Raw genomic sequence first — 23,756 nt, forward strand, 5'->3', positions numbered from 1 at the left:
CCTCCGCAAGACCACTGGCGTGCACCCCAGTGCCCGCTCGGCGCCACGCTGCCCATTTCAGCCTGGCTTCGTGTCCAATCCGGCCTGTCGGCACTGACCTTGGAGACCGCGCATGAAGATCCGGAAAATCGCGCTTGGCTTGCTGCTTGCCGTGGTGGCCGTGGGTGGCGCCGGCTGGTTCAGCCTCGACAAGGAAACGCGCGGCGTGCTGGCGACACTGCCCACCAACCGCGACCTCCTGTTCTGGAGCCAGCCACAGCGCGATGCGGCATTTCGCGCGCTCGATCGCCTGCCGGTGCTCGCCAAGTCGCGCGTCGTGGAGGCCGGTGGCACGCCCTCCCCGCTGCCGCCGGGGCCGCCACTCCGACTGCCGCTGGACGTCGATGCCTACATGGCCGGCCAGCGAAGCGCAGCCCTCCTGGTCGTGCATGACGGCAAGCTGCGTCTCGAACGCTACGGCCTCGACTTCGACAGCAGCGGACGCTGGACCAGCTTTTCAGTCGCCAAGTCCATTACCTCCACGCTGGTGGGCGCGGCGATCCGCGACGGTCACATCCGCAGCATGAATGACAAGGTGAGCGACTACATCCCCCAGATGAAAGGCTCCGCCTACGACGACGTCAGCATCGAGCAACTGTTGACCATGACCTCCGGCGTGCGGTGGAACGAAGACTACACAGACCCCAACTCGGACGTCGCACGCTTCAACAACCACGTGCCCGAGGAAGGCGTCGATGCGCTCGTGAGCTACCTGCGCCGCCTGCCGCGCGAGGTGCCACCCGGCACGCGCTGGCTCTACAGCACGGGCGAGACCAACCTCGTCGGCATCCTCGTGAGCCAGGCGACGAAAAAGCCCTTGTCGACGTATCTGTCGGAAAAGATCTGGGTGCCGGCCGGCATGGAGCAGAAAGCCACCTGGATCCTCAGCCGGACCGGGCAAGAGATCAGCGGCTGCTGTCTCCAAGCCGCGTCACGGGACTTCGCCCGCTTCGGCCTCTTCATCCTGGGCGGTGCCCGCATCAACGGCCAGGGCATCGTTCCTGAGGGCTGGCTGGCGCTGGCCACGACCGGGCGCACCAGCATTGGCCAGCCCGAGCGCGGCTACGGCTACCAGTGGTGGACCTACGCCGACGGCACCTTCGCTGCGCGCGGCATCTTCGGCCAGGGCATCTTCATCGACCCGAAGCGCAAGCTCGTCATCGTCTCCAACGCCAACTGGGCGGGCGGCGCACGAGACCCTGTCGCCGGCGAGGCGCGCGAAGCCTTCTACCGCGCAGTGCAGAAGGCCGTCGATGACGAAGCGGCTGGCACGCCGGGCAGAAGCCCGGCACGCTGACGCCAGTTGGAACTCGCCGCCCAAGGCCATGGCAAGGCGGGCACGCGCAGCGCTGTCGCATACGCGACAAGGCATCATGCCGAGTCGCACACTACCAGTGTTCAGCGCCGGTTCCTCCCCCCGATTGACGATGACTTGTGGCCGCCGGCTCGATTGCAATGTCGTTGGACGAAGGCCAAAAGCCGGTCCGGCCTCGAAGCCCTGAATCACCATGAAAGGTCCAGCGCCTTGGATGCAGAATTCGCAGCAAAACTCTGGGAATCCAATGCCGAACTGTGGACGCGCCAAGCGCGTCTTGGCCTGGATGTCTTTCGCGACCTATTGAACACCCCTGCATTTCTCGGCCTGCTCCCGCCCATTCGCGGCTTGCGCGGGCTGGACGTTGGCTGCGGCGAAGGCGCCAACACGCGCCAGCTCGCCAGGCGCGGCGCCCGGATGTCCGCGGTGGACGTCGCACCCACTTTCGTGCGCTACGCCAGGGAAGCGGAATCCGCCGACCCCATGGGCATCGACTTCCGCACGGGCGATGGCATGAGCCTGCCCTTCGAGGCGGACAGCTTCGACTTCGTCACCGCCTTCATGTCCCTGATGGACATGCCCGACCCCGCGCTTGCCCTGCAGGAGGCAAGCCGCGTGCTGCGGCCCGGTGGCTTCCTGCAGTTTTCCATTCTTCATCCGTGCTTCAACCCGCCGCACCGCAAGGTGGTGCGCGACCGGCACGGCAAGGCGCGCGCCATCGAGATCGCCGACTACTTTCACTCGACGGAAGGCCGTGTCGACTCATGGTGGTTCTCGACACTGCCGAACGCCGAACGCGCGAAAGTGGCGCCGTTTCGCACACCCATTTTTCATCGAACGCTGAGCCAGTGGTTCGACCTGCTCATCGGGAGCGGCCTGCAGGTCGAGAAGCTGTGCGAACCCACGGTGGAATCCGGGCAGCAGTCAAGGGTTGCGGTGATCGACGACACGCGCGTCGCGCCGCTGTCGCTGCACGTGCGTGCGAAGAAGCCGAACTGTGCGCATGACGGCGGTGCGAAGGCGCAGCGCAGCCAGCCCAGCCAGCGCTAGTCAGCGGTCCTTCTGCCGCCGCAGCGCCAGCCAGCCCGCAATGGCCGTGAAGCTGACAACAATGGCCACGACGACCCAGAAGCCGTGCTCGTCCTGCGCCAGCGGAATTCCGCCCACGTTCATGCCGAACAGGCCCGCCAGGATGTTGATGGGCAAGGCCAGCACCGTCACCACCGTCAGCACGAAGAGGCTGCGGTTGTTGTCTTCGTTCACGCTCGCCGCAATCTCTTCCTGCAGCAGCTTGATGCGCTCCTGAAGTGCCTGCATGTCGCGCAGCACGACGGAGAATTCTTCCGTCGCGGCGCGCAGTTCCTCCACGTCGTTGCCCGCCATCCACGCGGGCGGGTTTTGCAGCAGGCGAAACAGTGCGGCAGGCTCGGGCGCCAGCAGGCGCTGCAGCCGAACCAGCACGCGCCGCAAGCCACCGAGGCGCGCACGCTTGGTGTTGAGCCGGCCGGCCAGCAACTGGTCCTCGATCTTGTCGACGCGATCCGTCGCGCTGCGCACGATGCCCACCAGCACATCGGCCTGCGTGCGCATCAAGCGCTCCAGCAGATCGGCGGTCGAGCGGATCGCCTCGCCGCGCAGGATGGCGGTGCGCAGGTTGTCGCACGAGCGCAAGGGATGGCGCCGGGCGGTGACCACCAGTCGCCGGTCCACGCTGATCCACAAGGTCGAGATGTCCGACGCATCGAGTTCGAAGTCGAAGTGCACGTCATTGATGACGGCCACCAGCGACTGTTCCGCACGCTCGATGCGCGTGGAATAAAGGCCGTCGTGCAGCGCCTCGAAGAAATCGTCCGACAACTGCGCATGGCGTGACAGCCATCGCTCGGCGGCCACGTGCGCAAAGTTGAAGTGCAGCCAGGCAAAGGCCGGCTGCGCTTGCGGCTCGGGCGCCGCGGGCTGCTCGTCGGACGATGCGGCAAGCCAGTCCGCCGCGGCAGCGGAGGTCAAGGGCTTGCCCACACCGTCCGCACCAAAGAGAAAGCCGCAGATCAGGCCGGCTTCGTCACCACCGTAGTTCGCGGCAATCGCGTCTGGAAAATTGGCTGGGGGCAAGTTGCTTCTTGTTCGATCGTTTGTTCAGAAAACCTGCGTGAACAGCCAATACAGCGAGCCCGACAGCAAGATGGCGGCAGGCAGCGTCAGCACCCACGCCATGAGCAGGTTGCGAATGGTCGACATCTGCAGGCCCGAGCGGTTGGCGGCCATCGTTCCGGCCACGCCCGAAGAGAGCACGTGCGTCGTCGACACCGGAAGACCGTAGACGTCCGCCGCACCGATGGTGAGCATCGCGACCAGTTCGGCGGACGCGCCCTGCGCATAGGTCAGGTGCGTCTTGCCGATCTTCTCGCCGACGGTGACGACGATGCGCTTCCACCCGACCATCGTGCCCAGCCCCAGCGCAATGGCCACGGCCACCTTCACCCACAGCGGAATGAACTTGGTCGCGTTGTCAATCTCGCTCTTGAAGGCCTTGAGGTTGGACCGCGTGTCGGCATCGAAGTGCACGGCTTCGTTCTTCTCAAGGAAGCGGATGGCTTCCGATGCGAGGTACATGTCGTTGCGCACGTTGGACACGGCCGACGCCGGCACCTTGGCGAGCGATCCATGCGCCTTGACCTGCGCACCGATGCTGCCCGTCACGGCCGCGAGCGACGCGACCACTTCCGGCGAATACTGCCGTGTGCGCACGAACTCCGACAGGACTTTGGTCGGCTCGGCCGGTGCGACCACGGTGGTGTTCTTGCTGAGCGACTGCTGCGCGACCTGTGCCACCGCAACGAAGCGGGTCATCTCGCTCTCGGGCATGGCGCGGTTCAGCGCATACGCCATCGGCACCGTCCCGACCAGGATCAGCATGATGAGGCCCATGCCCTTTTGCCCGTCGTTCGAGCCATGCGCGAAGGAGACGCCGGTGCAGGTCAGGATCAGCAGCCCGCGGATCCACCACGGCGGCGGCGCGTCGTTTTTCGGCTCTTCATAGAGCGCACGATTCTTCACGAGCGCCTTCAGCGCCAGCAACAGGAGCGCCGCGCAGCCAAAGCCCACCAGCGGGGAGAGCAGCAGCGAATAGCCAACCTTGGTGGCCTGTGTCCAATCCACGCCGCTGGTGCCGTCACGCCCATGCATCAAGGCGTTGGCAATGCCCACGCCGATGATCGAGCCGATCAGCGTGTGCGACGAGGAAGCCGGCAAGCCGAGCCACCAGGTGCCCAGGTTCCAGAGGATGGCGGCAATCAGCAGCGCGAACACCATCGCGAAGCCCGCGCTGGAACCGACCTGCAGGATGAGTTCGACGGGCAGCAACGAAATGATCCCGAAGGCCACGGCGCCGCTGGACACCAGCACGCCCACGAAGTTGAAGAAACCCGACCACACCACCGCAAAGTTCGGCGGCAGCGAGTGGGTGTAGATCACCGTGGCCACCGCGTTCGCCGTGTCGTGAAAGCCGTTGACGAACTCGAAGCCCAGCGCAATCAGCAGCGCCACGCCCAGCAGGATGTAGGGCACCCAGGTGAGGGCATCGCCACCACCCGCCGACTTGACGTCGCTGCTCAGGCTGTAGGCGGTAAAGAACAGCCCGCACGCCAGCACCGAGAAGAAGAGGACCAGGGTCAAGGGGCTGGGTCTGGAATCCAGCTTGGGCCGCGCGTGAAGATTCGGTTGCCCCGGCTTTCCGGCGTCGGCGTACACACTGCTCATGGTGGTCCTCCGTTGAACACAGGAGACCATGCTGCCGTCGCCGTGTGTCAGGCGTGTGTCACGGGCCGGTCACGCGGCGGCGCCAGAATTGTTGTCTTTTTGCCGCTCGTGACCGTACCCGCCGATCTCGCTACACGGGCAAGGTGAAAGACGGATCGCTGACCGAGGGCTGCCCGGTTTCGACGCGACCGGCCAGGCGGCGATGGAAGGCGGCGTCGGCGTCACAGGTCACCACGAAGTCGTACCAGCCGCCGTAGCCTTGCAGTTCCCAGCGCCGCTCGTCCTCGTCGCCACCCTTGACTTTCACGGTCCACGGCCCGACCTGGCCATAGGATTTTCCGACGATCGTGAAGACGCAAGGACGATCGCCGTCGTTGCGCAGTTTCAGGTGCAAGCCGCCGGTGCGCACGTTGTAGCCCACGCGAATCTCGGGCTGCGCAGCCTTGGCGGGCCGCAGCCGGTTCAGGTCGCCCTTGAACGCGCGATGAAAGCCGTTGGGGCCGAGCACCCACAGGTCGTACTTGCCTTGGTCATCCGCCATGGCGGCCCAGTCGTCGTCCAGTCGCTTGCCGGCCTCCACCGCATAGCGACGCGGCAGGCGGTCGTCCAGATGAAGCTTGTCGTACACGTGGAAGACGGCTCCCGCATCGCCACCGTTGGCGAAAATCAGGCGCAGCTTTCCGTTGTGGGGGTTGGCACGCGCGCTCACGTGCAGTTCGTAAGGCAAGGCGCGCGAAGGCCGGATGCCGGTGTCCTGCTGCACGGGCAGCGTGGTGTCGGGCGGCGGCACGATGGCCGGCAGCAACTCCTGCGCGGCGCGCAGGGCATCCGCCTGCTCTTTCGTCTTGCGACCCGCCAGCGTGGGCAGCACCTCGTTGTTGGGGTTCACGAAGTTGAAGGCACTGGTCAGGTCGCCGCACACCGCACGACGGAAGGCGCTGATGTTGGGCTCCCTCACGCCGAAGCGCTTTTCGAGGAAGCGGATCACCGAGGTGTGGTCGAACACCTGCGAATTGACCCAGCCGCCACGGCTCCAGGGCGAGATCACGTACATCGGCACGCGCATGCCGGGGCCGTACACGCGGCCATCCGGTTGCGGCTGGCCCGTCGTGCCCGGCGGATTGGGGTGCGTGAAGTACTCGAAGGCGAGGTCTTCGTCGCGCAGTGTCGTCTTGCCCGCGGGCGTGCCATCGGGGTTGATCGACGGCGCCGATGGCGAAGGGCAATGGTCGAAGTAGCCGTCGTTCTCGTCGAAGTTGATGAAGAGCACGGTCTTGCTCCACACCTCGGGCACGGCCGTCAAGGCGTCGAGCGCGGCCTGGATGTACCACGCGCCCTGCACCGGGCTCGACGGGCCGGGGTGTTCCGAATAGGTCGAGGGCGCCACGATCCACGAGACCTGCGGCAGCTTTCCGTTCTTGATGTCCTGGCGGAACTGCTCGAAGAAGCCGCCGTCCGGCATCGTGTTGGCAATGCCCTTGTAGAGCGGATTGCCCACTTCGTCGCTCGCCGGGTCGTAGGCCGGTGACAGCGCCTCGTTGCTCACCGGCTTGCCCGAGGCCTCGTTGGCCTTGCGGTACTGCACGAAGCCGGCCAGCGAGTTGTCGCCGAAGTTGTCTGGCATCCACTGGTAGACGATCCACGAGACACCGGCCTTCTGCAAGCGCTCGGGGTAGGTCTTCCATGTGTAGCCTTCAGTGGACGGGCCGATGGAATCCCATTCGTTGTTGACCGTCGCCACGTTGGCCCCCGTGGGTCCGTTGGTGCCGGTCCACAGGAACATGCGGTTGGAATTGGTGCCCGTGTGCATCGAGCAGTGGTACGCGTCGCAGAGGGTGAACGCGTCGGCCAGCGCGAACTGGAAAGGCGCTTCCCCCCTGTTGAAGTAGCCCATCGGACATCGCGGGCTATGCGTCCAAGCTGCCTGCGAACGCACCGTTCCATCTCATGTTCATGGGCGGCAGCATCGAGCTGGCGCTGTTCACCTCTTGAGCACGTAGCGCATCTGGTCTTCGCGCGAGGCGAAGAGCGCAAACAGGCGCGGGTCGGTGTCCATCTGCGGATCGGCCAGCCATGGCGCGACGTGCGCGATGTCCAAGCGCATCTGCGCTGACTCGTTCAGGCTCGCCAGTGCGAGGTCTTCCCCCACGGTGCCCAGCAACGCGAGTTGCGCGGGATCGTCCTTGACCGTTTGCAGTGCGCTGCGGACCGAGGCCGCCGTGCCGTCGGTCTCCAGGGTTGAAAGTTGCGGAACGGGCGCATTCATTTTCCTGAGTTCGGCAAAGGCGAGCCGGATGCCAGTCGCGTAGTCGCGCGACAGTTGTTGTTGGTCGGGCGACATGTCCAACAGTTGCGTGACGCGCGGCAAGGTGGCGTCCGCCGCGCGCGGCTGTGCGCCAGCGAGCATGGGGTGGGTACTGAGTGCGGCAGCGCCGATGGCGCCGCCAATGCTGCGCAGGATGTGTCGCCGCTGGACGGCTGGGGGGTTTTTCATGTGGGCGATTCTGGAAATGCAATATGTCGGGGGCACTACATGCACCCTGCGCCGCGTGAAGTGCTTCACGAATCGGGCGAATGTCGTTGCGCCTGGCCCGATGCCGCCCGCCCCATGAAGATCGTCAGGTCGTGTCTTGACCCGTCTTCAAGGCCAGGCGAATCAGCCCAGGCCAGCACGACCGCCGCCCCGAGCGCCCTGCGTCAATTCTGCGAGCCTGCGCCCTGATCGCATCATTCGCTTGCATCGGCGAAATTTTGGAGGTGAGATGTCGCACCGATGTCAGTACGGAGAACCCGATGCAACCCCAGCCGACGCTCGCGCCGCAGCGCTTCGTGATCAGCCACCCCAACGAGGCCGACTTCAAGACGGGCGGCTTGCGTGACTACTCCGCCTACCGTGACCTGGGCGTTGCAAAGGCGACGAACGGGCTGGCCGAGGCGCATGTGATCCGCATGGTCGCGCCCTTCCGGCCTGAGCTGAGCTTGCGCCACCACCACAACGTCCAGTTCCAGATGGTGTATTGCCTCAAGGGCTGGTTCGAAACGGATTTCGAAGGGGTGGGGCCGCAGCGCCTCGTGGCCGGGTCCAGTTGGGTGCAGCCGCCTGGCATCCGCCATACCGTCATCGGCTGGTCGGATGACTGCGAACTTCTGGAGATCCTTGTTCCGGCCGAGCATGAAACGGTGAACGACGCGTAGTTCATCTCGCGTCATGACGGCGTCACCGGCGGCTTCGATAGTGCACTCGCGGTACATCGACCGCGAGGAGAAGCGCCATGACGTTCCGACGCCTTTTGCCGGGCTGTGCACTGGCCTGCGCTGCCGCGGGCAGCATGCTGCTTGCGCCTCACGCGCTGGCCCAGCCGCGCGACGCCGGGCAGGCCATTTCCACCAGCGACAGGGGCGATGACCACGATCGTGGCCGGGACCGCGACAGGGACCACGACCGAGACAACCACGACCGTCACGGCCGCCCGCCCGAGCCGATCACGGTCAAAATCATTGGCTTCAACGACTACCACGGCAACCTGCAATCTCCCGGCACTTTCGGCGTGAACACACTGGTGCCCGCCGCGCAGCGTCCGGCCGTCGGCGGCGCCGAATACATCGCCGCCCATGTCGCCAGGCTGAAGGCGCAGAACCCGCAGAACGTGGTGGTGGGCGCCGGCGACTTCATCGGCGCCTCGCCGCTGATCTCGGCCCTTTTCTTCGACGAGCCAGCGGTGGAGACGCTCAACAAGATCGGTGTCGAGTTCAACGCCGTGGGCAATCACGAATTCGACAAGGGTTCGGCCGAGTTGAAGCGCCTGCAAAACGGCGGCTGCAAGCTCACCGACAGCGTGCCCGATCCCAACAGTTGCAAGGGCCTGGGCTCCATGTCGCCTGGCACCTTCGACGGCGCGAAGTTCAAGTGGCTGTCGGCCAACGTGATCGAGACGGCCACCGGTCGCCCGCTGCTGCCGCCCTACGGCATCAAGTCATTTCACGGCGCGAAGGTGGCCTTCATCGGCATGACGCTCAAGGGCACACCGGGCATCGTCACACCCACCGGCGTGGCCGGACTGGAATTCCGCGACGAGGCGGACACCGTCAACGCGCTCGTGCCGCGCCTGCGCGCGCAGGGCGTGGATGCGATCGTGGTGCTGGTGCACCAGGGCGGCTTCCAGACCAGCCCCAACGTCGGCGACATCAACGGCTGCGACGGCAACCTCAAGAATGCCGACGGCAGCGACTCGGACATCGGCGCCATCGTCAAGCGCCTGGACGACCGCGTGGACCTGGTCATCAGCGGCCACACGCACGCAGCGTACAACTGCTCGGCCAACACGCTGGACGTCAGGAACGTCAATGGCGTGGCCGTGAGCACGCCGCGGCCGACGGGCCTGCCCAACAGCCGTGGACGGCTCATTCCGGTGACCAGCGCCAGCGCCTTCGGGCGCGTTCTCACCGACATCGACCTCACCATGCACCCGCGCTCGCACAAGGTCATGGCGGTGTCCGTCACCAACCGCCTGGTCGACCGCACCGACGTCGCCATCAACGACGCGATCGCGACCGACCCGAGCGTGAAGAACATCGTCGATGGCTACAACGCGCTGGCCTCACCGCTGGCGGGCCAGGTCATCGGCACCATCGCATCGCCGTTGCCCAACACCGCCAACAGCGCGGGCGAGATGCCTGCCGGCAGCCTGATCGCCGATGCGCAACTCCAGGCCACGCAACCCAACGCGCTCGGCGGCGCGGTGATGGCCTTCATGAACGCCGGCGGCGCGCGCAACCCGGGCTTCACCGGTGCCAGCTACCCGTACAACGTGACCTACGGCAACGCCTTCACGGTGCAACCCTTCGGCAACAGCCTGGTCACGATGACCTTGACGGCGCAACAGTTGAAGGACCTGCTCGAGCAACAGTTCACCGGCTGCCAAGGCCAGACCGCTCAGCGGATCATGCAGGTCTCCAACGGGCTGAAGTACACGTGGAGCGCATCGGCCGCGGCATGTTCGAGGATCGTGAACGTGGTGCTTGCGCCGACCGACGTGACGGTGACGCCACCAGTGGCCACCGGCGCACCCGAGACCCTCGTGGCCAACGGCGTGGTGCAAAACGCGGCCAAGACTTATCGGGTGACGGTCAACAACTTCATGGCGACCGGCGGCGACGGATTCACGGTGCTGCTGGGCGGCACCAACGTGCTGGGTGGCGCGCAGGACATCGACGCACTCACGGCGTACCTCAATGCGGGCTACAAGGCACCAAAGGCCCCCTACGACCCGACCCTGCCGGCGCTGGCGATTCCTCGCATCACGGTCGTGCCCTGAGGAATTGGGGATTGCATTTCCTGAAGCAGCGGTTCACGCGCATCGGCACGCTGGGCTGCATCGCGCTGGCCTTGCTGGGCGCCCGTGTCGATGCGCAGCCTTCGCCGCCGGACTTGCGGGTGAACGGCTCGCCGACGATCGAGACCCGCGCCGCACTGCTCGCCCGCGCTGAACTCCAGCTCTCGCAGGGCCAGACCGGCGCCGCCACCGAAACCCTCGAGCGCGCCGCCCTGATGGCGCACGCACCCGACACCGAGATGGCCTTGGTGCGCAGCTACCTGCAAGCCGGCCAATACCGGCGCGCGCTGGCCTTCTGCGCCCATGTGGCGGGGGCGCATGCCGACGCCCCGCCCGCCGGCGCGCTGTATGCATGGCTGCTGCGCGCCGGCGGGCAAGGCGCCTTTGCCGGACGCACGCTGGACGAGACGCTGGCACGCGCGCCGCAGGACGCGGTGGCACTCGGAGTGCGCCGCGCCTTCACGGCGCCCCTGCCTGTGGCCGCCGGCGTCTTGCTCGAGCCGCCACACCGGATGGCGCCGCATGGGGTCATGCAACCAAGCCAGGCGCCGCTGCCGGCGACGGCACGCGTTGTAGCCAGTGGCGTGCTCGTTGCCGGCGGTGCGCTGGCGCTGGTGCCGGCATCGGCCGTTCGGTCGATGCCAGAGGACATGCTGTGGGTGCGCAACGGCTTGGGCCAAACGTCGCGCGCGCATATCGACAGCAGCTTGCCGGTGGACGCGAGCATTGTGGTGCTGCGCCTTGACGCCGCAATCGACGCCGCGGGCATGCCTGCGCCGGCGCCTCGCGAACCGTTCGCGGGCAGCCCCGGCTTCACGGTCGAATTTGCGCCATCGGACAACGCCGAGGCAGCGTGGCCGTGGCTGAGCCAAGGCTTCTTCGCTGCTTCCCAAGGCGGCGCGGGCCTGCGCCGACTGGGCATCGATCTGGCCGACGGCCCTCACGGCGGACCGGTGTTCGACAACGCTGGACGCCTCGCCGGCATCGCCTTGCAGGGACCGGACCGCGAAGCCCTGATGCTCCCCGCATCGCGTTGGCAGAGCCTGGCGTCAGCGCCCGCCGTGCCATCGTCCGCCACAAGCACTTCGTCAGTGCCACCAAGGGCGACAGGGGCCGACCAGGTCTACGAAAACGCGCTGCGCATTGCCGTGCAGCTCATCTCGCCGCATGCATCGCCTTGATCGTGCACAAGTTGACGAATCTTGCCTTCTGCTCTATTGCATCAAGGAACAGTGTGTCTTAACTTGCTTCTCACGACTGCCATCCGAAGGACAGCCCCACGCACAACACACGAGACCGAGGTTCGCCATGTTCATCGCTGTACTCATCCTGATCGCCCTGGCGCTGCGCGCGCTCTATCTGCAGGCATGGCTGAGGAGCTCGGTGCGCATACGCATGGAGCGCAATGGTCCGATCACCATCGAGGTACGGCGCCGGGTGGGCATGCATGCGATCCCGCCCCACGTTTGCGAATTCCCCGTGCCGCGCGAAGAACGCATCCGGGTGGTCCGCCTGCTGGGCATCGTGCTCTGGCACAACGAAATGAGCCTGGGACTGCCGGACTCCGCGTGCGAGTGCTTCGACAAGATTGGCCCGCAGGACTTCGACAAGCAGTTCCCGGATTGGCTGCGCCTTTCGCGCCGCGCCGCCTGACCCATCCATCGCTCGCGCAGATCGGGTTGAACGAGGCGCTGGACAAACCGGTGCTCGAACACGTTGTATGGCATCGGCACTATGGCGACGTTCTGGTCGTTGAACCGCCTTGCGGCGATCGTGGCCTGACCCGGCCTGCGTGAAACCGGCGAGCGCCGTCGCTGCACCCTATTGCTGCATCTGCGCCATCTGCAGCGAAAGATCGAACAGCTTCGCCTTGCCGGCGTAGTAGCGATCGAGGCGCCATTCCTTGAGGATGTCGATTGCCAGGTCGAACGAATCGAGGTCAAGCTCGTACAGGTCGGAGAGCTCGAAGCCGTGCTCGTCAGATTCGAGCGCCAGCACCAACCGTGAAAGCACCGCCGCAGAGCCTTGTTCGGGGTTCTGCTCGATAAACCGGCGGGCGCGCTTGATCGCATTCATGAGTTCTCCTTCCGGGAGCTGATTCGGTGTTTCTGATTGTGATCGCGGCACCGCCGGGAAATATGACAAAGACCCCAGCATCTGCTGGCGGACATGGGTATTGCCACCCGGGAGTCGCAGTTGCGGGCGCTTACTTGCTTGCGCAGGGCAATTCCGGTTGAAGGCGCGCTGCGCGCACCGCATCAGGGCATTTTGCTGCGCGACATGACCCTGGATTGCTTCGGGGGTCGAATCATCATGCTCTCAACGGCTTGTGCCGCCGTGCTTGTTGCCTGCGGGCTGTGTCGTGGTCTTGTCGGCGAGTCGCCATGCGACGGCGGTCGTGGCGATGATTCTGGAGATGGGCGAATTCATGGGCTCCGAGTCTGGACGCGGTTGATGGCTCTGCGATGACAGCGAGCCGATATTGCCCATCAAGGACCGACGCCCACCTCCAGCGTGAGGAACGCCATCGCACGCTACGCTTGCGCCATCGTGACCCTCCCCTTGAACATCGTCCACGAGCGCGACGACCTGCTCGTCCTCGACAAGCCTTCCGGCCTGCTGTGCGTGCCCGGCCGCGGCGCGGACAAGCTCGACTGCCTGAGCACCCGCGCCGCGCAGCGCTGGCCCGATGCCTTGGTGGTGCACCGGCTCGACATGTCCACCAGCGGCCTGGTGCTCATGGCGCGCGGCGCCGACATGCAGCGGGCGCTCAGCCGTGCGTTTGAAACGCAGCAGGTGGGCAAGCGCTATGAAGCAGTGGTCGACGGGGTGTTGTTGCAGGACAGCGGCGCGTGGCAGGAGATCGACGCGCCGATCGCCGCGGATTGGCCGCGCCGGCCCTTGCAAATGATCGACGCGGCTGGCAAGGCGAGCCGGACGCTCTGGCGGGTGAAAGTGGCTTTGCCCGAGATGGGCGCGACGCTGCTTGAGCTTGCACCGCAGACAGGGCGCACGCATCAGTTGCGGGTGCATCTGGCGCACATCGGGCATCCGATCCTGGGGGATGCGTTGTACGCCGGGGAAGCAGTCCAGGCGCGCGCACCGCGCTTGATGCTGCATGCGACGCAACTGGTGTTCGAGCATCCCTTCACAAAGGAGGCGCTGCGGTTCGAAAGTGCCTGGTCTCCTCTCGCTCCGGGCGCTGAAGCAGGAAGCAGGCTCAGGTCCTGACGACCAGCACGGGAATATGCGCGTCTTGCAGCACGCGTTGCGTCACGCTGCCAAGCAACAGTTTCTCGATGCCGTGGCGCCCGTGCGAGCCCATCACGATCAGGTCGGCGCCCAGGGCGTTGGCGGTGTCGACGATGCCTTCATGCACCACATGGCCGTCGATCACGCGCTGGTCGCTGTGCAAGCCCTCGGCCGCCAGCGCGGCAACACCGCGTGCCAGGGCCGCATTTGCACTTGACGTGGCAGCAGCCAGGTATTCGTTTTGCCCCAGCGCATAGTCGGCGCCCACCCCGATGAACGGGTAGTTGTCGATCACGTGGATCAGCGTGATGCGGCTTCCGAACGCCAGCGCCAGCCCACTTGCCTTGCTCACGGCCATCATCGATGTCTCGGAGCCGTCGATCGGAACCAGGATGTGGTTGAACATGTTGGACCTCGCTTTCGTTCATGACCGGGGGTCGAAGCAACCCAGATCAGAATCTACAGAGTATGAGGCCCGGCGGCTGTAGGACTCTCCCGCCCCCTTCGGAACGGTCGATAAACCGGCTCAGTCGCCTTGGAAAGCCTCTTTCCGGCAGGTCACCACCAGCGTGTCGCGCCAGCCCGGCTCGCCTTCGACCAGCGGCTGGATGGGCGTCGATTCATGAATGACGCGTGAATCGTCCAGCAGCAACAGGGTCCAGGGCTCGGTCAGGGTGAAACGTTCGCCGCGCCGCCCATCGGCTTCGAAAACCCGCGTTTCGCCGCCCTTGATGTTGTGACGGCCGACGAAGGCCACCGCCACCAGGTCGACGCCGTCGCGGTGCGCCCCTTCCGGGGTCGGTCGGCCGATGCCGCCCGAGGTATCGATGCGGAACTGGTGCGCTTCGATGAACCAGGGCCGCGCGCCGCGCAGGTCGCTCGCGGTGTCGGCCAGCTTGCGCATCAGGCGCTGCCAGACGGGTTGCACCACGGTGGCGGCCTCGATCGGCGCAAACCAGCGTTGCATGCCGCCGTGCAGGGCGTTGTATTCAACGGGTTGCCAATGCGCGCGGTGCGGCACCTGCTCAAGCTGCGGACCGTTGGCCACGAAGCAGGCATGGCGGCGCGTGCGGTAGCGGCCCCCGTCCTTCAGGTATTCGTCCGGCGGCAGCGCATTCCAGTCGGCATGCAGGGCTTCGAGTTTCGCCAGCGGCGCGCCCAGCCATTGCGCGACGTCCTGCGGAGGCAGCACGGCATAGCCGTCGCCCAGGAGCGCTTGGGACAGTTGATCGGGCGGGGTGCGGGGTGGCGCGAAGTCCCTCACGCCTCGACCTTTACGCCCTTCCAGAAGGCCACGCGGTCGCGCACCATGTCGGCTTCGGGCTTGGGGTCGGCGTAGTACCAGACGGCGTCGGTGTTGAGTTCGCCGTTGACAAGCAGCGAGTAGTAGTTGGCCGAGCCCTTCCACGCGCAAGTGGTGCGGTGGTTGCTGAAGGTGACGAAGTCGCGGTTGAGCGACGCGGCGGGAAAGTAGTGGTTCCCTTCGACGACGACGGTGTCGTCACTCTCGGCGATGGTCACGCCGTTCCAGGTAGCTTTCATTCAATATCTCCAGCCCGAACCTCGCGGGCAGGGGCCTATTGTGCCGCCGGCAGCCAATGCACGCTGAACAGGCGTTCCGGGTCCGTCCAGACGGGGCCGATGCCGAAGCCGGCGCGGGCCGCCAGCGTGCGCAGGCCGTCGACGGTGAACTTGTACGAATTCTCGGTGTGGATGGTCTCGCCTTCGGCAAAGCTGATGCGCTCGCCGAGCAGGTGCGCCGTCTGTGCGCGGCGGCTCACCAGGTGCATCTCGATGCGCTGCAGCGGCGAGTTGTAGAAGGCGGCGTGGGTGAAGCCTTCAAGGTCGAAGTCGGCGCCGAGTTCGCTGTTGGCGCGCTGGAGAAGGTTGAGGTTGAACCTTGCCGTCACGCCCTGCGCATCGTTGTAGGCCGCGTGCAGCAGCGCCGGGTCCTTGACGAGATCGACGCCGATGAGCAGGCCGCCACCGCGCAACATGCGCGCCGCCATCTGGAGAAATGCCAACGCCTCTTCAGGATTGAAGTTGCCCAGCGTGGAACCCGGAAAGAAACCGACCCGCGCGCCGGCATCGGGCAGTTGCGCAGGCAGCGCAAAGGGATGCGTGTAGTCGGCCACCAGGGGTTGCACGGCCAGGCCGGGGTAGTCCGCGCGCAGGCGCCCGGCCGCATCCTCCAGGTGTTCACCCGAAATATCGATCGGCACGAATCGCGTGGGCGAATCCAGCGCGTCCAGCAGCAGGCGAACCTTGCGCAGCGACCCCGCGCCGAACTCGACGATGTCGGCGCGCGGGCCGATCTGCATCGCGATTTCCGGCGCGCGCTCGGCCAGGATGCCCAACTCGACGCGCGTGGGGTAGTACTCGCGCAATTCGCAGATGGCGTCGAACAACCTCGAACCGGCCGCATCGTAGAAGTACTTGGGGGAAATGCTGCGCGGCTTGTGCAGGAGCCCGGCGAGCAACTCGCGCCCAAAGACCGTGGCGGGGAGTTCTTGTTGTTGGTGTTCGCGGACGATGGACGGATCGAGTTGAACGTGGGGATTGCGCATTTTCAAAGGTCCTTCGCGAGCCGCAGCCCGGAAAACTGCCAGCGCGCTGCCGGCGGGAAGAAGTTCCGGTAGGTCGCCCGCGTGTGCTCGGCCGGTGTTGCGACGCTCCCGCCGCGCAGCACGAGTTGTCCCACCATGAACTTGCCGTTGTATTCGGCGGCCACGCCGGGCAGTGGCTTGAAGCCAGGATACGGGTCGTAGGAGGAGCGCGTCCATTGCCAGACATGGCCGCTGAGCTGCGTCATGCCGGGCGCCGTACTGGCCGCCTCCCACTCGAACTCGGTGGGCAGGCGGGCGCCCGCCCATTCGGCGAACGCGGCAGCCTCGTAGAAGCTCAACTGCGACACTGGCGCCTCGGGCTCCATCGGCCGCACCCCTTGAAGACCGAAGACCTGCCAGTCCGCGCCGGGCGCCTGATGCACCAGGCGCGGGTCGTCGGGCGCGAGCCAATAGGCGGGCGCGCGCCATCCGTTGGCCTGCACCGCCGCCCAGCCGTCCGACAGCCAGAGCTCCGCCCGCCGGTAACCCCCGTCGGCAATGAACTGTGCAAACTCGCCGCAAGTGACCAGGCGATCGGCGATGCGGTAAGGCCGCAGCAAGGCGGTGTGCCGGGGCGTTTCGTTGTCGAAGGAAAAACCGCCTCCGGCATGACCCACCTCCACCACACCGCCGTGCATGTCGATCCATCGCACGGCCGACGGCGATGCGGCCAGGCGCAGCGTCGGTCCCGTGGCCAGGCGATAGGCCGGCAGCAGCGGATTGCACGACAGCGCGTGGAGGATGTCGGTGAGGATCAACTCCTGGTGCTGCTGCTCGTGATGAAGGCCCAGCGTGACGATCGGCTCGATGGCGTCCCACTCACTCTCACGGGTGTCTTCGAGCAACTTCAACACCGCGCCGTCCACGTGCTGGCGATAGGCGTGCACTTCGTCCAGCGAAGGACGGGTGAGCAGGCCGCGCTGTGGGCGCGGATGACGCGGCCCCAGCGCTTCGTAGTACGAGTTGAAGAGGTAGTGGTAACGCGGGTCGAAGGGCTCGTAGCCACGCGCATGTCGCTCGAGCAGCACCGTCTCGAAGAACCAGGTCGTGTGTGCGAGGTGCCACTTGGTCGGGCTGGCATCGGGCATCGACTGGATGCATTGGTCTTCCGCCGACAGCGGCGCCGCCAAGCCAAGGCTGTGCGAGCGGACCGCACGAAAACGTTCGCGCAGGGCGCTCGCCGCCTGCGCGAACGTGCGGGATGGAATCATGCTGAAACTCCGGACAGAGCAATCCGCGTTTTTAGTCCAACACGCATACCCTTTGTGTAAGACACAGTCTCGCGCTGACCTTGTCCAATTGATTCCATATTGCGAAATGACCTGCGTATCATCGCCGGCATGACAACGCAAGGTTCCCCTTCCAAACCCCATATCGTGATCGTCGGTTGCGGCTTCGGCGGACTCGAAGCCGCAAGGGCCTTGCAGGACAAGGACGTCGACATCACGGTCATCGAAAAGACCAACCATCACCTGTTCCAGCCGCTGCTCTACCAGGTGGCAACGGCGGGGCTGGCGGCGCCATCGATCGCGGCGCCGGTGCGCACCCTGTTTCGCAACCAGCAGAACATCACCACGCTGATGGCCGAAGTCAGCGGCTTCTCGCCGGACACGCGCGAGGTGCTGCTGTCGGACGGTCACCGCGTCGCCTACGACCACCTGCTGGTGGCGGCGGGCAGCACCCACAGCTACTTCGGCAACGACCACTGGGCCGCCAATGCACCGGGACTCAAGACGCTGGCCGACGCGTTCAACGTTCGCGGCAAGGTACTGCTGTCCTTCGAAGCCGCCGAACTCGAACGCGACCCCGAGCTGCGGCGCGGCATGCTCACCTTCTGCGTGATCGGCGCTGGGCCCACGGGCGTGGAGATGGCCGGCACGCTGGCGGAGATCGCGCGGCACACCCTGTCCGGCGAATACCGCCGGTTCAATCCAGCCGAGTCACGGGTGCTCCTGATCGAAGGTGGCTCGCGCGTGTTGCAGGCCATGCCCGAGAACCTCAGCCACAAGGCGCTGCAGCAACTCGAGAAGCTCGGCGTGGAAGTGCATCTGGACACCCGGGTGACCGCCATCGACGCCACCGGCCTGAACGTCCAGACGGGCACCGCGGCCGACGGCACGCCCATCGTCGAACGCATCGAAAGCCGGTGCGTCGTGTGGGCCGCCGGCGTGACGGGCTCGCCGCTGGGACGCATCCTGGGCGAAACGGTGGGCATCGATTGCGACCGCGCGGGGCGCCTGCCGGTCGAGCCCGACCTGAGCCTGGCGGGCCATCCCGAGATCAGCGTCGTGGGCGACCTGGCTGCCGCCATGAGCCATGCAAAGGGCAAGGCGCCCACGCCGGTGCCGGGCGTCTCGCCCGGCGCCAAGCAGATGGGCCGAACTGCGGCGGCCAACATCCTGCGGCGCATCGAGGGCAAGCCGACGCAGGCCTTCCACTACGCCGACTATGGAAACCTGGCCACCATCGGCCGCAACGCAGCGGTGGTGGACTTGGGCACGCCCTTCGGCCCGCTGCGCTTCAGCGGCGCGCCGGCCTGGTGGTTCTGGCTCCTTGCCCACGCCTACTTCCTGATCGGTTTTCGCAACCGGTTGGTCGTGCTGATGGACTGGGCCAGCGTCTACCGCACCTATCACCGCGGCGCGCGGGTGGTGCCGGAAACCGGGCCGGAGAGCGTCCCGAAGCCGGAGACCTGAGCAACGCGCCGGCGGACGCAAGCCTCGGTCAAGCCTTGGCTTCCGCCTCCTGCAGCAGGCGCCACATCACCTTGCCACTGCCGCTCTTGGGCAGCGCGTCGACGAACTGCACCACGCGCGGGGTCTTGTAGACGGCCATGTTCTCGCGGCACCAGTCGATGATCTGCTGCTCGGTCGTGTCCTTGTGCGTGGGACGCAGCACGACCACGGCCTTGACCGATTCGCCGCGGTAGCTGTCCCGGGTGGCGATCACGCAGGCTTCCTGGATGGCAGGGTGCTTGAACATCAGCAACTCGACCTCGGCCGGCCAGACCTTGAAGCCACTCGCATTGATCATGCGCTTCAGGCGGTCGGTCATGAAGAAGTAGCCGTCTTCGTCCATGCGGCCCATGTCGCCGGTGCGGAAGAAGCGCTTGCCTTCGAATTCGACAAAGGCCGCTTCCGTGGCGTCGGGGCGCTTCCAGTAGCCCTGGAACACTTCGGGGCCGTGCGTGATGATCTCGCCCGATTCGCCGATGGGCATTTCCTGCAGCGTGTCGGGATCGACCACGCGCGAATCGGTGCTCATGTAGGGGATGCCCAGGCATTGCTGCTTCGGGTTCTCGTACGGATTCGCGTGCGACGGCGCTGCCGTTTCCGTGAGACCGTAGCCTTCGTAGTACTGCAGGCCATACAAATCGAACAAGCGCTGCGCCACCGCCTGCGGCATCGCCGCGCCGCCGCCGCCGATGTGCGTCAGGCTGCTCAGGTCGTAGTTGGCGAAGTTCGGGCTGGCGAGCAGGTCGATCACCATCGTCGGGATGTTGGTCCAGCTCGTGACCTTGTAGCGCGAAATCAGCCGGCCGGCCAGGTCGCGATCCCAGCGCGGCATGATGATCAGCGTGGCACCGACGAGGATCGAGGTGTGCATCATGCTCACCGTGCCGGTGATGTGGAACATGGGCACGACCGCCAGCACCACGCCTTCCGACGAACCCAGCCCCCAGACCTGACTCGCCACGGCGTTGTGCATCAGGCTCGAGTGGTTGTGGATGCAGCCCTTGGGCAGCCCGGTCGTGCCGCTGGTGTAGGGCAGCAAGGCCATGTCGTTGGCGCCGACGACGTGCTCGGGCGCGGCGTGACCGGCGTTCAGGGCGTCGGTCCACGTCATGACCTGGCCGCCGTCGAGTTCGGGCAGCGGGTGGCGCGTGAGCAGCCAGTCCTTCCACGCGGGCACCGGGGCGATGTCGCCTTCCACGTTCGCGTCGAAGGCGTCGGTGAACTGCGTGACGATCATGTGCGCCAGCCGCTCTTCCGGATCGAGCGCGTTGTTGGCCTTGGCGAGTTCCGCCGCGAGGTCACCGGTGATGAACGCGACCTTGGCGTCCGGGTCGGTGATGTAGTGTTTGAGCTCCTCCGCCCGGTTCATCGGATTGACGGGGACGACGACGGCGTTGGCCCGCATGATCGCGAAGTGCGCAATGACGAGCTGCGGGCTGTTCTGCATGTCCAGCACCACGCGGTCGCCGCGCTTCACGCCCAGGGCGTGCAGCGTGCCGGCGAGCTTCCCGACTTGCGCCGCCAGCTCTGCGTAGGTGGTGGTCGTGCCGAAGAAGACGAGCGCAGGCTTGTCCGGATAGCGCGCGGCGTTGGTGGCGAGGTTGTGCCACATCGAGGTGGCGGGGACGGTGATCGAGTGCGGCAGGCGCTTGGGCCAGAACTTGTGGTGCGGTCGTTCCATACAGTCTCCAGGAAGGGTGCGAGCCTACGACGGGCAGGCCCGGGATCACACCGGGTTTGGCCCGATTGGCGTCGCGTTGGCGTCGCGTTGGCGACGCCGGCAAACAGGATATCGGTTGCGCCTTACGACTACAGACTTTGTGTGAGCGCGGTCGTAAAAAGCAGGGTTCCCTTCAACCCACCGAGGAGTCTCCATGCCCGAGAAAAAAGCAAGTGTCCATTGGGAAGGCGCCGGCAAGACCGGCAAAGGCAGCATCAGCACCGAAACCGGTGCGCTCAAGGACTATCCCTACGGTTTCGCGAGTCGCTTCGGCGACGACCGAAAGGGAACCAACCCGGAGGAAATTCTGGGTGCGGCCCACGCGGGCTGCTTCACCATGGCCTTTGCCTTTGCGCTGGAAGGCGCGGGCCTGGCCGCCACATCGATCGACACGCGTGCCGCGGTGCGTCTGGTGCAGGACGGCCCCGGCTTCAAGATCGATCGCATCGCGCTTGAAATGGAAGCGGCCGTGCCGGGCATCGACCAGGCCAAGTTCGATGAAATCGCCAATGGCGCCAAGGCGAACTGCCCGCTTTCCAAGGCGCTGGCAAGCGTTCCGGAGATCACGCTGAAGGCGACGCTCAAGGCTTCGTGACGGCGGGCTGCAGGTGTGTGGTGGCGGTGCGGGCGCGACGACTGCGGCCACCTTTTCGGGGAACCAAGACGCTTGTGGCAAGCTCGCAGGCGTGATGCCCGATCGACTGCCCTCCTCCCGCGCTTGCGCTTATACACGCCGTTCAATGCTTCGCACGCTGGTCGTCGCAACAGTTGGGCCCGCACCGCTTGCTGCCTTCGCAGGCTTCAATTTCTTCCTGAGCGAGTACACGGCCACGCGTGAGGAACTGCAGGCGCAGATTGCCAAGCGCTTCCCCGTGACGCAGCGCTATCTGGAGGTCTTCAGCGTTTCACTGCGCGACCCGCGCCTGGCGCTCGACGCAGCGGCGAATCGGGCGTCCATCACGGCGCAGCTCAACATCAGCAGTCCGCTGTTGCAGCCTTCAAGTGTCGATGGAGTGGTGGCGGTGAGCAGTGCATTGCGCTACGACGCGCCTGCACTTGCACTGCGGCTGAGCGAACCGCGGGCCGAGCGGCTCGAAATGCAAGGCGTGACGGGGCAGGACGCGGTGCGGCTTCAGCGCATCGGCGGCGTCGTCATGCAGGAGTTGCTGCGCGACTATCCGCTTCGCGTGTTCAAGCCGGAGGAGTTGAGCTTCGGCCGCAAGACCTACGAGATCGGCGAGATCACGGTCCAGCAGGACGACATCAAGGTGCAGCTGAAGTAGACGCGGTGCCTTGAATCAGGCCTTGACGAACACCAGGTCCGCGCAAAGGCGACCATCCCGGTCTTCCACGCCGAACAGCGCCGGCCCGGGCACCCGCTTCAGGTTGAGGGCGTGCTTGGGTTTCAAACGATGGATGGCAGGCATCACGCTCGTGTAGCTGAGCGGTGTTTGCATGGGAATGGAGCCGGAGCGCAGCATGTCGAAAGACAGCGAGACGGTGCAATCGGCTTGTGGCGCATCCAGGCATTCGAGAATGAATTCCGTCGGGTAGATGGCCAGCGAGCGGTCAGGCGGCGTCACGGCAAAGAAGCGCTTTCCGTCGAGCAGTACCACGACCCATTCCCATCCGAATTCGCGCACCACCTGGTCGCCCCATGTGACGCCCAGCGCGCGAGCGGTTTCGGTGTTGTTCGACTTGAGGTTCAGGAGCCTGGCCAACCAACCTCGTTGCTTGCGCTGCAGCATGTCCACGCAGCCGTCGATGGCGGCAACGACGGCCGAGGGCCGGGTGTCCTCGAATTCACCGATCATCTGCAGCCCGATGCGGGCGTAGCTGGACAACCGGGATTGTTCCTTGGGGGTAAGCGATCGCTCTGAGGTAGGCATGCAAGTGACTCATCGGTGGTGAAGTGCGTTCGCCTGCCTGCATGCGCCCGGCCTCTTGGGCGGACTTCATGCGAGTCCTGAGAGACGTTCGCTTGACATTTGTCATTGTCTGTCTCGAAGCGAACTTGCCGTACCAGACGCGGCTGAGCGGGCTGCGGGAAGGATCTGCCGCGCATGCCGACCACGCCGATTACGCGACGGGGCACCCTCGGAAGCGTGAAATTGGACTTCTGCCTGGCAGGACGCTGAACAAGTCCTCGGCGGATCGCGCCCGGGCGTCTTCTCAGCTTTGAGGCCGTACGATCGGCGGCGCGGCGCCCAGGTGCATGCCGGAGTCCAGCAGCACCATCTCCCCCGTGATGGTGCGCGCCCCATCGACCAGCCAGACCACCGCCTCGGCCACATCTTCCGCCGTGCAGGGCTTGCCGAGCGGCGCCATGCGCTCGTAGTTGGCCTTGAGCTTCTCGTACGCTTCGGCGCCCACGCCATCGACGAACCAGCGCGTGGTGATCATCCCGGGGCACACCGCGTTGACCCGGACTTCGGGCGCCAGCGTGCGGGCCAGATGCAATGTCATGGAATTGACCGCGCCCTTGGACGCGACGTAGGGCACCGAAGACCCGATGCCCAGGCTTCCCGCAATCGACGACACGTTCACGACGCAGCCGCGACTCGCCTTCAGATGCGGCACGCAGGCCCGCACCATCTGGAAGGCCCCGACCACGTTGACGGCGAAGATGCGCTGGAACGCCTCGCCATCCAGCGCATCCCAGTTGCCGCCGCCCACGAAGGTGGTGATGCCCGCGTTGTTGACCAGCGCGTCGAGCCGCTTCCACCGGGCAACGGCTGCTTCGGCCATGGCCTTGCAATCGGCGTCGTCGGCAACGTCGCCGCGCATCAGCAGTGTGTCGGCGCCAGCGGCGCGGCAGGCGGCCTCGGCCTCCTGCGCTTCGCTTTCGCTCTTCGAATAATTGATGAGAACGTCGTAGCCGCGCCGGGCCAGTTCAAGGGCCGTTGCCGCCCCGACGCCTGTGGCCGAACCTGTGACGATGGCTGCCTTGCGCTCTGCTGTCATGCGATCTCCTCATTCAATGAAGATCGCATTCTG

General features: G+C 65.8%; 23 protein-coding genes. 10 read left to right on the forward strand and 13 right to left on the reverse strand.

Annotation, left to right across the window (positions count from 1 at the left end):
- Positions 1-112 precede the first annotated feature (112 nt).
- A complete protein-coding gene (locus QTI66_RS13115; RefSeq protein WP_286560073.1) occupies positions 113-1,336 on the forward strand; it encodes a serine hydrolase domain-containing protein in 1,224 nt (407 codons plus the stop codon).
- A gap of 321 nt (positions 1,337-1,657) precedes the next feature.
- Entirely contained in the window at positions 1,658-2,404 is a 747-nt protein-coding gene (locus QTI66_RS13120) for a class I SAM-dependent methyltransferase (RefSeq protein ID WP_286560074.1), read from the forward strand.
- Here QTI66_RS13120 and QTI66_RS13125 read toward each other — a convergent pair whose 3' ends face one another.
- The 4 genes from QTI66_RS13125 to QTI66_RS13140 all read right to left on the reverse strand — a co-directional run bounded on the left by QTI66_RS13125 (position 2,405) and on the right by QTI66_RS13140 (position 7,607).
- Positions 2,405-3,466 (reverse strand): transporter, encoded by a 1,062-nt coding sequence (locus QTI66_RS13125; protein ID WP_286560075.1) that lies wholly within the window; start codon positions 3,464-3,466, stop codon positions 2,405-2,407.
- Between the two features lie 24 nt (positions 3,467-3,490).
- On the reverse strand, positions 3,491-5,113 hold the full coding sequence (locus QTI66_RS13130; RefSeq protein WP_286560077.1) for an inorganic phosphate transporter: 1,623 nt from the start codon (positions 5,111-5,113) through the stop codon (positions 3,491-3,493).
- Positions 5,114-5,243: 130 nt separating this feature from the next.
- Positions 5,244-7,049: a phosphocholine-specific phospholipase C gene (locus tag QTI66_RS13135; RefSeq protein ID WP_286560078.1), complete on the reverse strand. Its 1,806-nt coding sequence runs from the start codon at positions 7,047-7,049 to the stop codon at positions 5,244-5,246.
- A gap of 45 nt (positions 7,050-7,094) precedes the next feature.
- A complete protein-coding gene (locus QTI66_RS13140; protein ID WP_286560079.1) occupies positions 7,095-7,607 on the reverse strand; it encodes a hypothetical protein in 513 nt (170 codons plus the stop codon).
- 299 nt (positions 7,608-7,906) lie between these two features.
- On the opposite strand from QTI66_RS13140, the gene QTI66_RS13145 reads away from it, so the two are divergent.
- The 4 genes from QTI66_RS13145 (at position 7,907) to QTI66_RS13160 (ending at position 12,099) form a co-directional block, all read left to right on the forward strand.
- Complete coding sequence (locus tag QTI66_RS13145) at positions 7,907-8,308, forward strand: cupin domain-containing protein (protein WP_286560082.1); 402 nt, start codon at positions 7,907-7,909, stop codon at positions 8,306-8,308.
- A 77-nt stretch (positions 8,309-8,385) separates the two neighbouring features.
- On the forward strand, positions 8,386-10,428 hold the full coding sequence (locus QTI66_RS13150) for a bifunctional metallophosphatase/5'-nucleotidase (RefSeq protein ID WP_286560084.1): 2,043 nt from the start codon (positions 8,386-8,388) through the stop codon (positions 10,426-10,428).
- A gap of 11 nt (positions 10,429-10,439) precedes the next feature.
- A complete protein-coding gene (locus QTI66_RS13155) occupies positions 10,440-11,627 on the forward strand; it encodes a tetratricopeptide repeat protein (RefSeq protein WP_286560085.1) in 1,188 nt (395 codons plus the stop codon).
- A gap of 127 nt (positions 11,628-11,754) precedes the next feature.
- Positions 11,755-12,099 carry a hypothetical protein gene (locus QTI66_RS13160; protein ID WP_286560087.1) on the forward strand — a complete coding sequence of 115 codons (345 nt, stop codon included), beginning with the start codon at positions 11,755-11,757 and terminating at the stop codon, positions 12,097-12,099.
- A gap of 168 nt (positions 12,100-12,267) precedes the next feature.
- Here QTI66_RS13160 and QTI66_RS13165 read toward each other — a convergent pair whose 3' ends face one another.
- Entirely contained in the window at positions 12,268-12,522 is a 255-nt protein-coding gene (locus tag QTI66_RS13165) for a hypothetical protein (protein ID WP_286560088.1), read from the reverse strand.
- Between the two features lie 474 nt (positions 12,523-12,996).
- Here QTI66_RS13165 and QTI66_RS13170 point away from each other — a divergent pair, with 474 nt between their 5' ends.
- Complete coding sequence (locus QTI66_RS13170; protein ID WP_286560089.1) at positions 12,997-13,677, forward strand: RluA family pseudouridine synthase; 681 nt, start codon at positions 12,997-12,999, stop codon at positions 13,675-13,677.
- Here the strand turns inward: QTI66_RS13170 and QTI66_RS13175 are convergent.
- The 5 genes from QTI66_RS13175 to egtB form a co-directional block, all read right to left on the reverse strand.
- A complete protein-coding gene (locus tag QTI66_RS13175; protein WP_286560091.1) occupies positions 13,667-14,104 on the reverse strand; it encodes a universal stress protein in 438 nt (145 codons plus the stop codon). The genes QTI66_RS13170 and QTI66_RS13175 overlap by 11 nt on opposite strands.
- A gap of 120 nt (positions 14,105-14,224) precedes the next feature.
- Positions 14,225-14,962: a 2OG-Fe dioxygenase family protein gene (locus QTI66_RS13180; RefSeq protein WP_286560093.1), complete on the reverse strand. Its 738-nt coding sequence runs from the start codon at positions 14,960-14,962 to the stop codon at positions 14,225-14,227.
- A complete protein-coding gene (locus QTI66_RS13185; protein WP_286560095.1) occupies positions 14,959-15,240 on the reverse strand; it encodes a DUF427 domain-containing protein in 282 nt (93 codons plus the stop codon). Before QTI66_RS13185 ends, QTI66_RS13180 begins: the two co-directional genes overlap by 4 nt.
- 35 nt (positions 15,241-15,275) lie before the next feature.
- Entirely contained in the window at positions 15,276-16,265 is a 990-nt protein-coding gene (gene egtD / locus QTI66_RS13190; RefSeq protein WP_286560096.1) for an L-histidine N(alpha)-methyltransferase, read from the reverse strand.
- A gap of 2 nt (positions 16,266-16,267) precedes the next feature.
- Positions 16,268-17,515: an ergothioneine biosynthesis protein EgtB gene (gene egtB / locus QTI66_RS13195; protein ID WP_286560098.1), complete on the reverse strand. Its 1,248-nt coding sequence runs from the start codon at positions 17,513-17,515 to the stop codon at positions 16,268-16,270.
- A gap of 129 nt (positions 17,516-17,644) precedes the next feature.
- Here egtB and QTI66_RS13200 point away from each other — a divergent pair, with 129 nt between their 5' ends.
- Positions 17,645-19,000 (forward strand): NAD(P)/FAD-dependent oxidoreductase, encoded by a 1,356-nt coding sequence (locus tag QTI66_RS13200; protein ID WP_286560100.1) that lies wholly within the window; start codon positions 17,645-17,647, stop codon positions 18,998-19,000.
- A gap of 28 nt (positions 19,001-19,028) precedes the next feature.
- Here the strand turns inward: QTI66_RS13200 and QTI66_RS13205 are convergent, their stop codons facing one another.
- Entirely contained in the window at positions 19,029-20,720 is a 1,692-nt protein-coding gene (locus tag QTI66_RS13205; protein WP_286560101.1) for a long-chain fatty acid--CoA ligase, read from the reverse strand.
- Positions 20,721-20,913: 193 nt separating this feature from the next.
- Here QTI66_RS13205 and QTI66_RS13210 point away from each other — a divergent pair, with 193 nt between their 5' ends.
- Entirely contained in the window at positions 20,914-21,354 is a 441-nt protein-coding gene (locus QTI66_RS13210; RefSeq protein WP_286560103.1) for an OsmC family protein, read from the forward strand.
- Positions 21,355-21,499: 145 nt separating this feature from the next.
- Entirely contained in the window at positions 21,500-22,042 is a 543-nt protein-coding gene (locus tag QTI66_RS13215) for a YceB family lipoprotein (RefSeq protein WP_286560105.1), read from the forward strand.
- A 15-nt stretch (positions 22,043-22,057) separates the two neighbouring features.
- Here QTI66_RS13215 and QTI66_RS13220 read toward each other — a convergent pair whose 3' ends face one another.
- Positions 22,058-22,648, reverse strand: coding sequence for a DUF3806 domain-containing protein (locus QTI66_RS13220; protein ID WP_286560106.1), 591 nt, complete (start codon positions 22,646-22,648; stop codon positions 22,058-22,060).
- Positions 22,649-22,931: 283 nt separating this feature from the next.
- A complete protein-coding gene (locus QTI66_RS13225) occupies positions 22,932-23,723 on the reverse strand; it encodes an SDR family NAD(P)-dependent oxidoreductase (RefSeq protein WP_286560107.1) in 792 nt (263 codons plus the stop codon).
- Positions 23,724-23,756 lie beyond the last annotated feature (33 nt).

The sequence above is a fragment of the Variovorax brevis genome (genome assembly GCF_030317105.1).
GTDB classification, from domain to species: domain Bacteria; phylum Pseudomonadota; class Gammaproteobacteria; order Burkholderiales; family Burkholderiaceae_C; genus Variovorax; species Variovorax brevis.

Excerpts from the sequence above, each read along its gene's own strand:
- QTI66_RS13175 (WP_286560091.1), bottom strand. The coding sequence starts at position 14,104 with ATGTTCAACCACATCCTGGTTCCGATCGACGGCTCCGAGACATCGATG.
- QTI66_RS13220 (WP_286560106.1), bottom strand. The coding sequence starts at position 22,648 with ATGCCTACCTCAGAGCGATCGCTTACCCCCAAGGAACAATCCCGGTTG.
- egtB (WP_286560098.1), bottom strand. The coding sequence starts at position 17,515 with ATGATTCCATCCCGCACGTTCGCGCAGGCGGCGAGCGCCCTGCGCGAA.
- QTI66_RS13185 (WP_286560095.1), bottom strand. The coding sequence starts at position 15,240 with ATGAAAGCTACCTGGAACGGCGTGACCATCGCCGAGAGTGACGACACC.
- QTI66_RS13205 (WP_286560101.1), bottom strand. The coding sequence starts at position 20,720 with ATGGAACGACCGCACCACAAGTTCTGGCCCAAGCGCCTGCCGCACTCG.
- QTI66_RS13140 (WP_286560079.1), bottom strand. The coding sequence starts at position 7,607 with ATGAAAAACCCCCCAGCCGTCCAGCGGCGACACATCCTGCGCAGCATT.
- QTI66_RS13200 (WP_286560100.1), top strand. The coding sequence starts at position 17,645 with ATGACAACGCAAGGTTCCCCTTCCAAACCCCATATCGTGATCGTCGGT.
- egtD (WP_286560096.1), bottom strand. The coding sequence starts at position 16,265 with ATGCGCAATCCCCACGTTCAACTCGATCCGTCCATCGTCCGCGAACAC.
- QTI66_RS13145 (WP_286560082.1), top strand. The coding sequence starts at position 7,907 with ATGCAACCCCAGCCGACGCTCGCGCCGCAGCGCTTCGTGATCAGCCAC.
- QTI66_RS13115 (WP_286560073.1), top strand. The coding sequence starts at position 113 with ATGAAGATCCGGAAAATCGCGCTTGGCTTGCTGCTTGCCGTGGTGGCC.
- QTI66_RS13210 (WP_286560103.1), top strand. The coding sequence starts at position 20,914 with ATGCCCGAGAAAAAAGCAAGTGTCCATTGGGAAGGCGCCGGCAAGACC.
- QTI66_RS13160 (WP_286560087.1), top strand. The coding sequence starts at position 11,755 with ATGTTCATCGCTGTACTCATCCTGATCGCCCTGGCGCTGCGCGCGCTC.
- QTI66_RS13215 (WP_286560105.1), top strand. The coding sequence starts at position 21,500 with ATGCTTCGCACGCTGGTCGTCGCAACAGTTGGGCCCGCACCGCTTGCT.
- QTI66_RS13225 (WP_286560107.1), bottom strand. The coding sequence starts at position 23,723 with ATGACAGCAGAGCGCAAGGCAGCCATCGTCACAGGTTCGGCCACAGGC.
- QTI66_RS13165 (WP_286560088.1), bottom strand. The coding sequence starts at position 12,522 with ATGAATGCGATCAAGCGCGCCCGCCGGTTTATCGAGCAGAACCCCGAA.
- QTI66_RS13130 (WP_286560077.1), bottom strand. The coding sequence starts at position 5,113 with ATGAGCAGTGTGTACGCCGACGCCGGAAAGCCGGGGCAACCGAATCTT.
- QTI66_RS13150 (WP_286560084.1), top strand. The coding sequence starts at position 8,386 with ATGACGTTCCGACGCCTTTTGCCGGGCTGTGCACTGGCCTGCGCTGCC.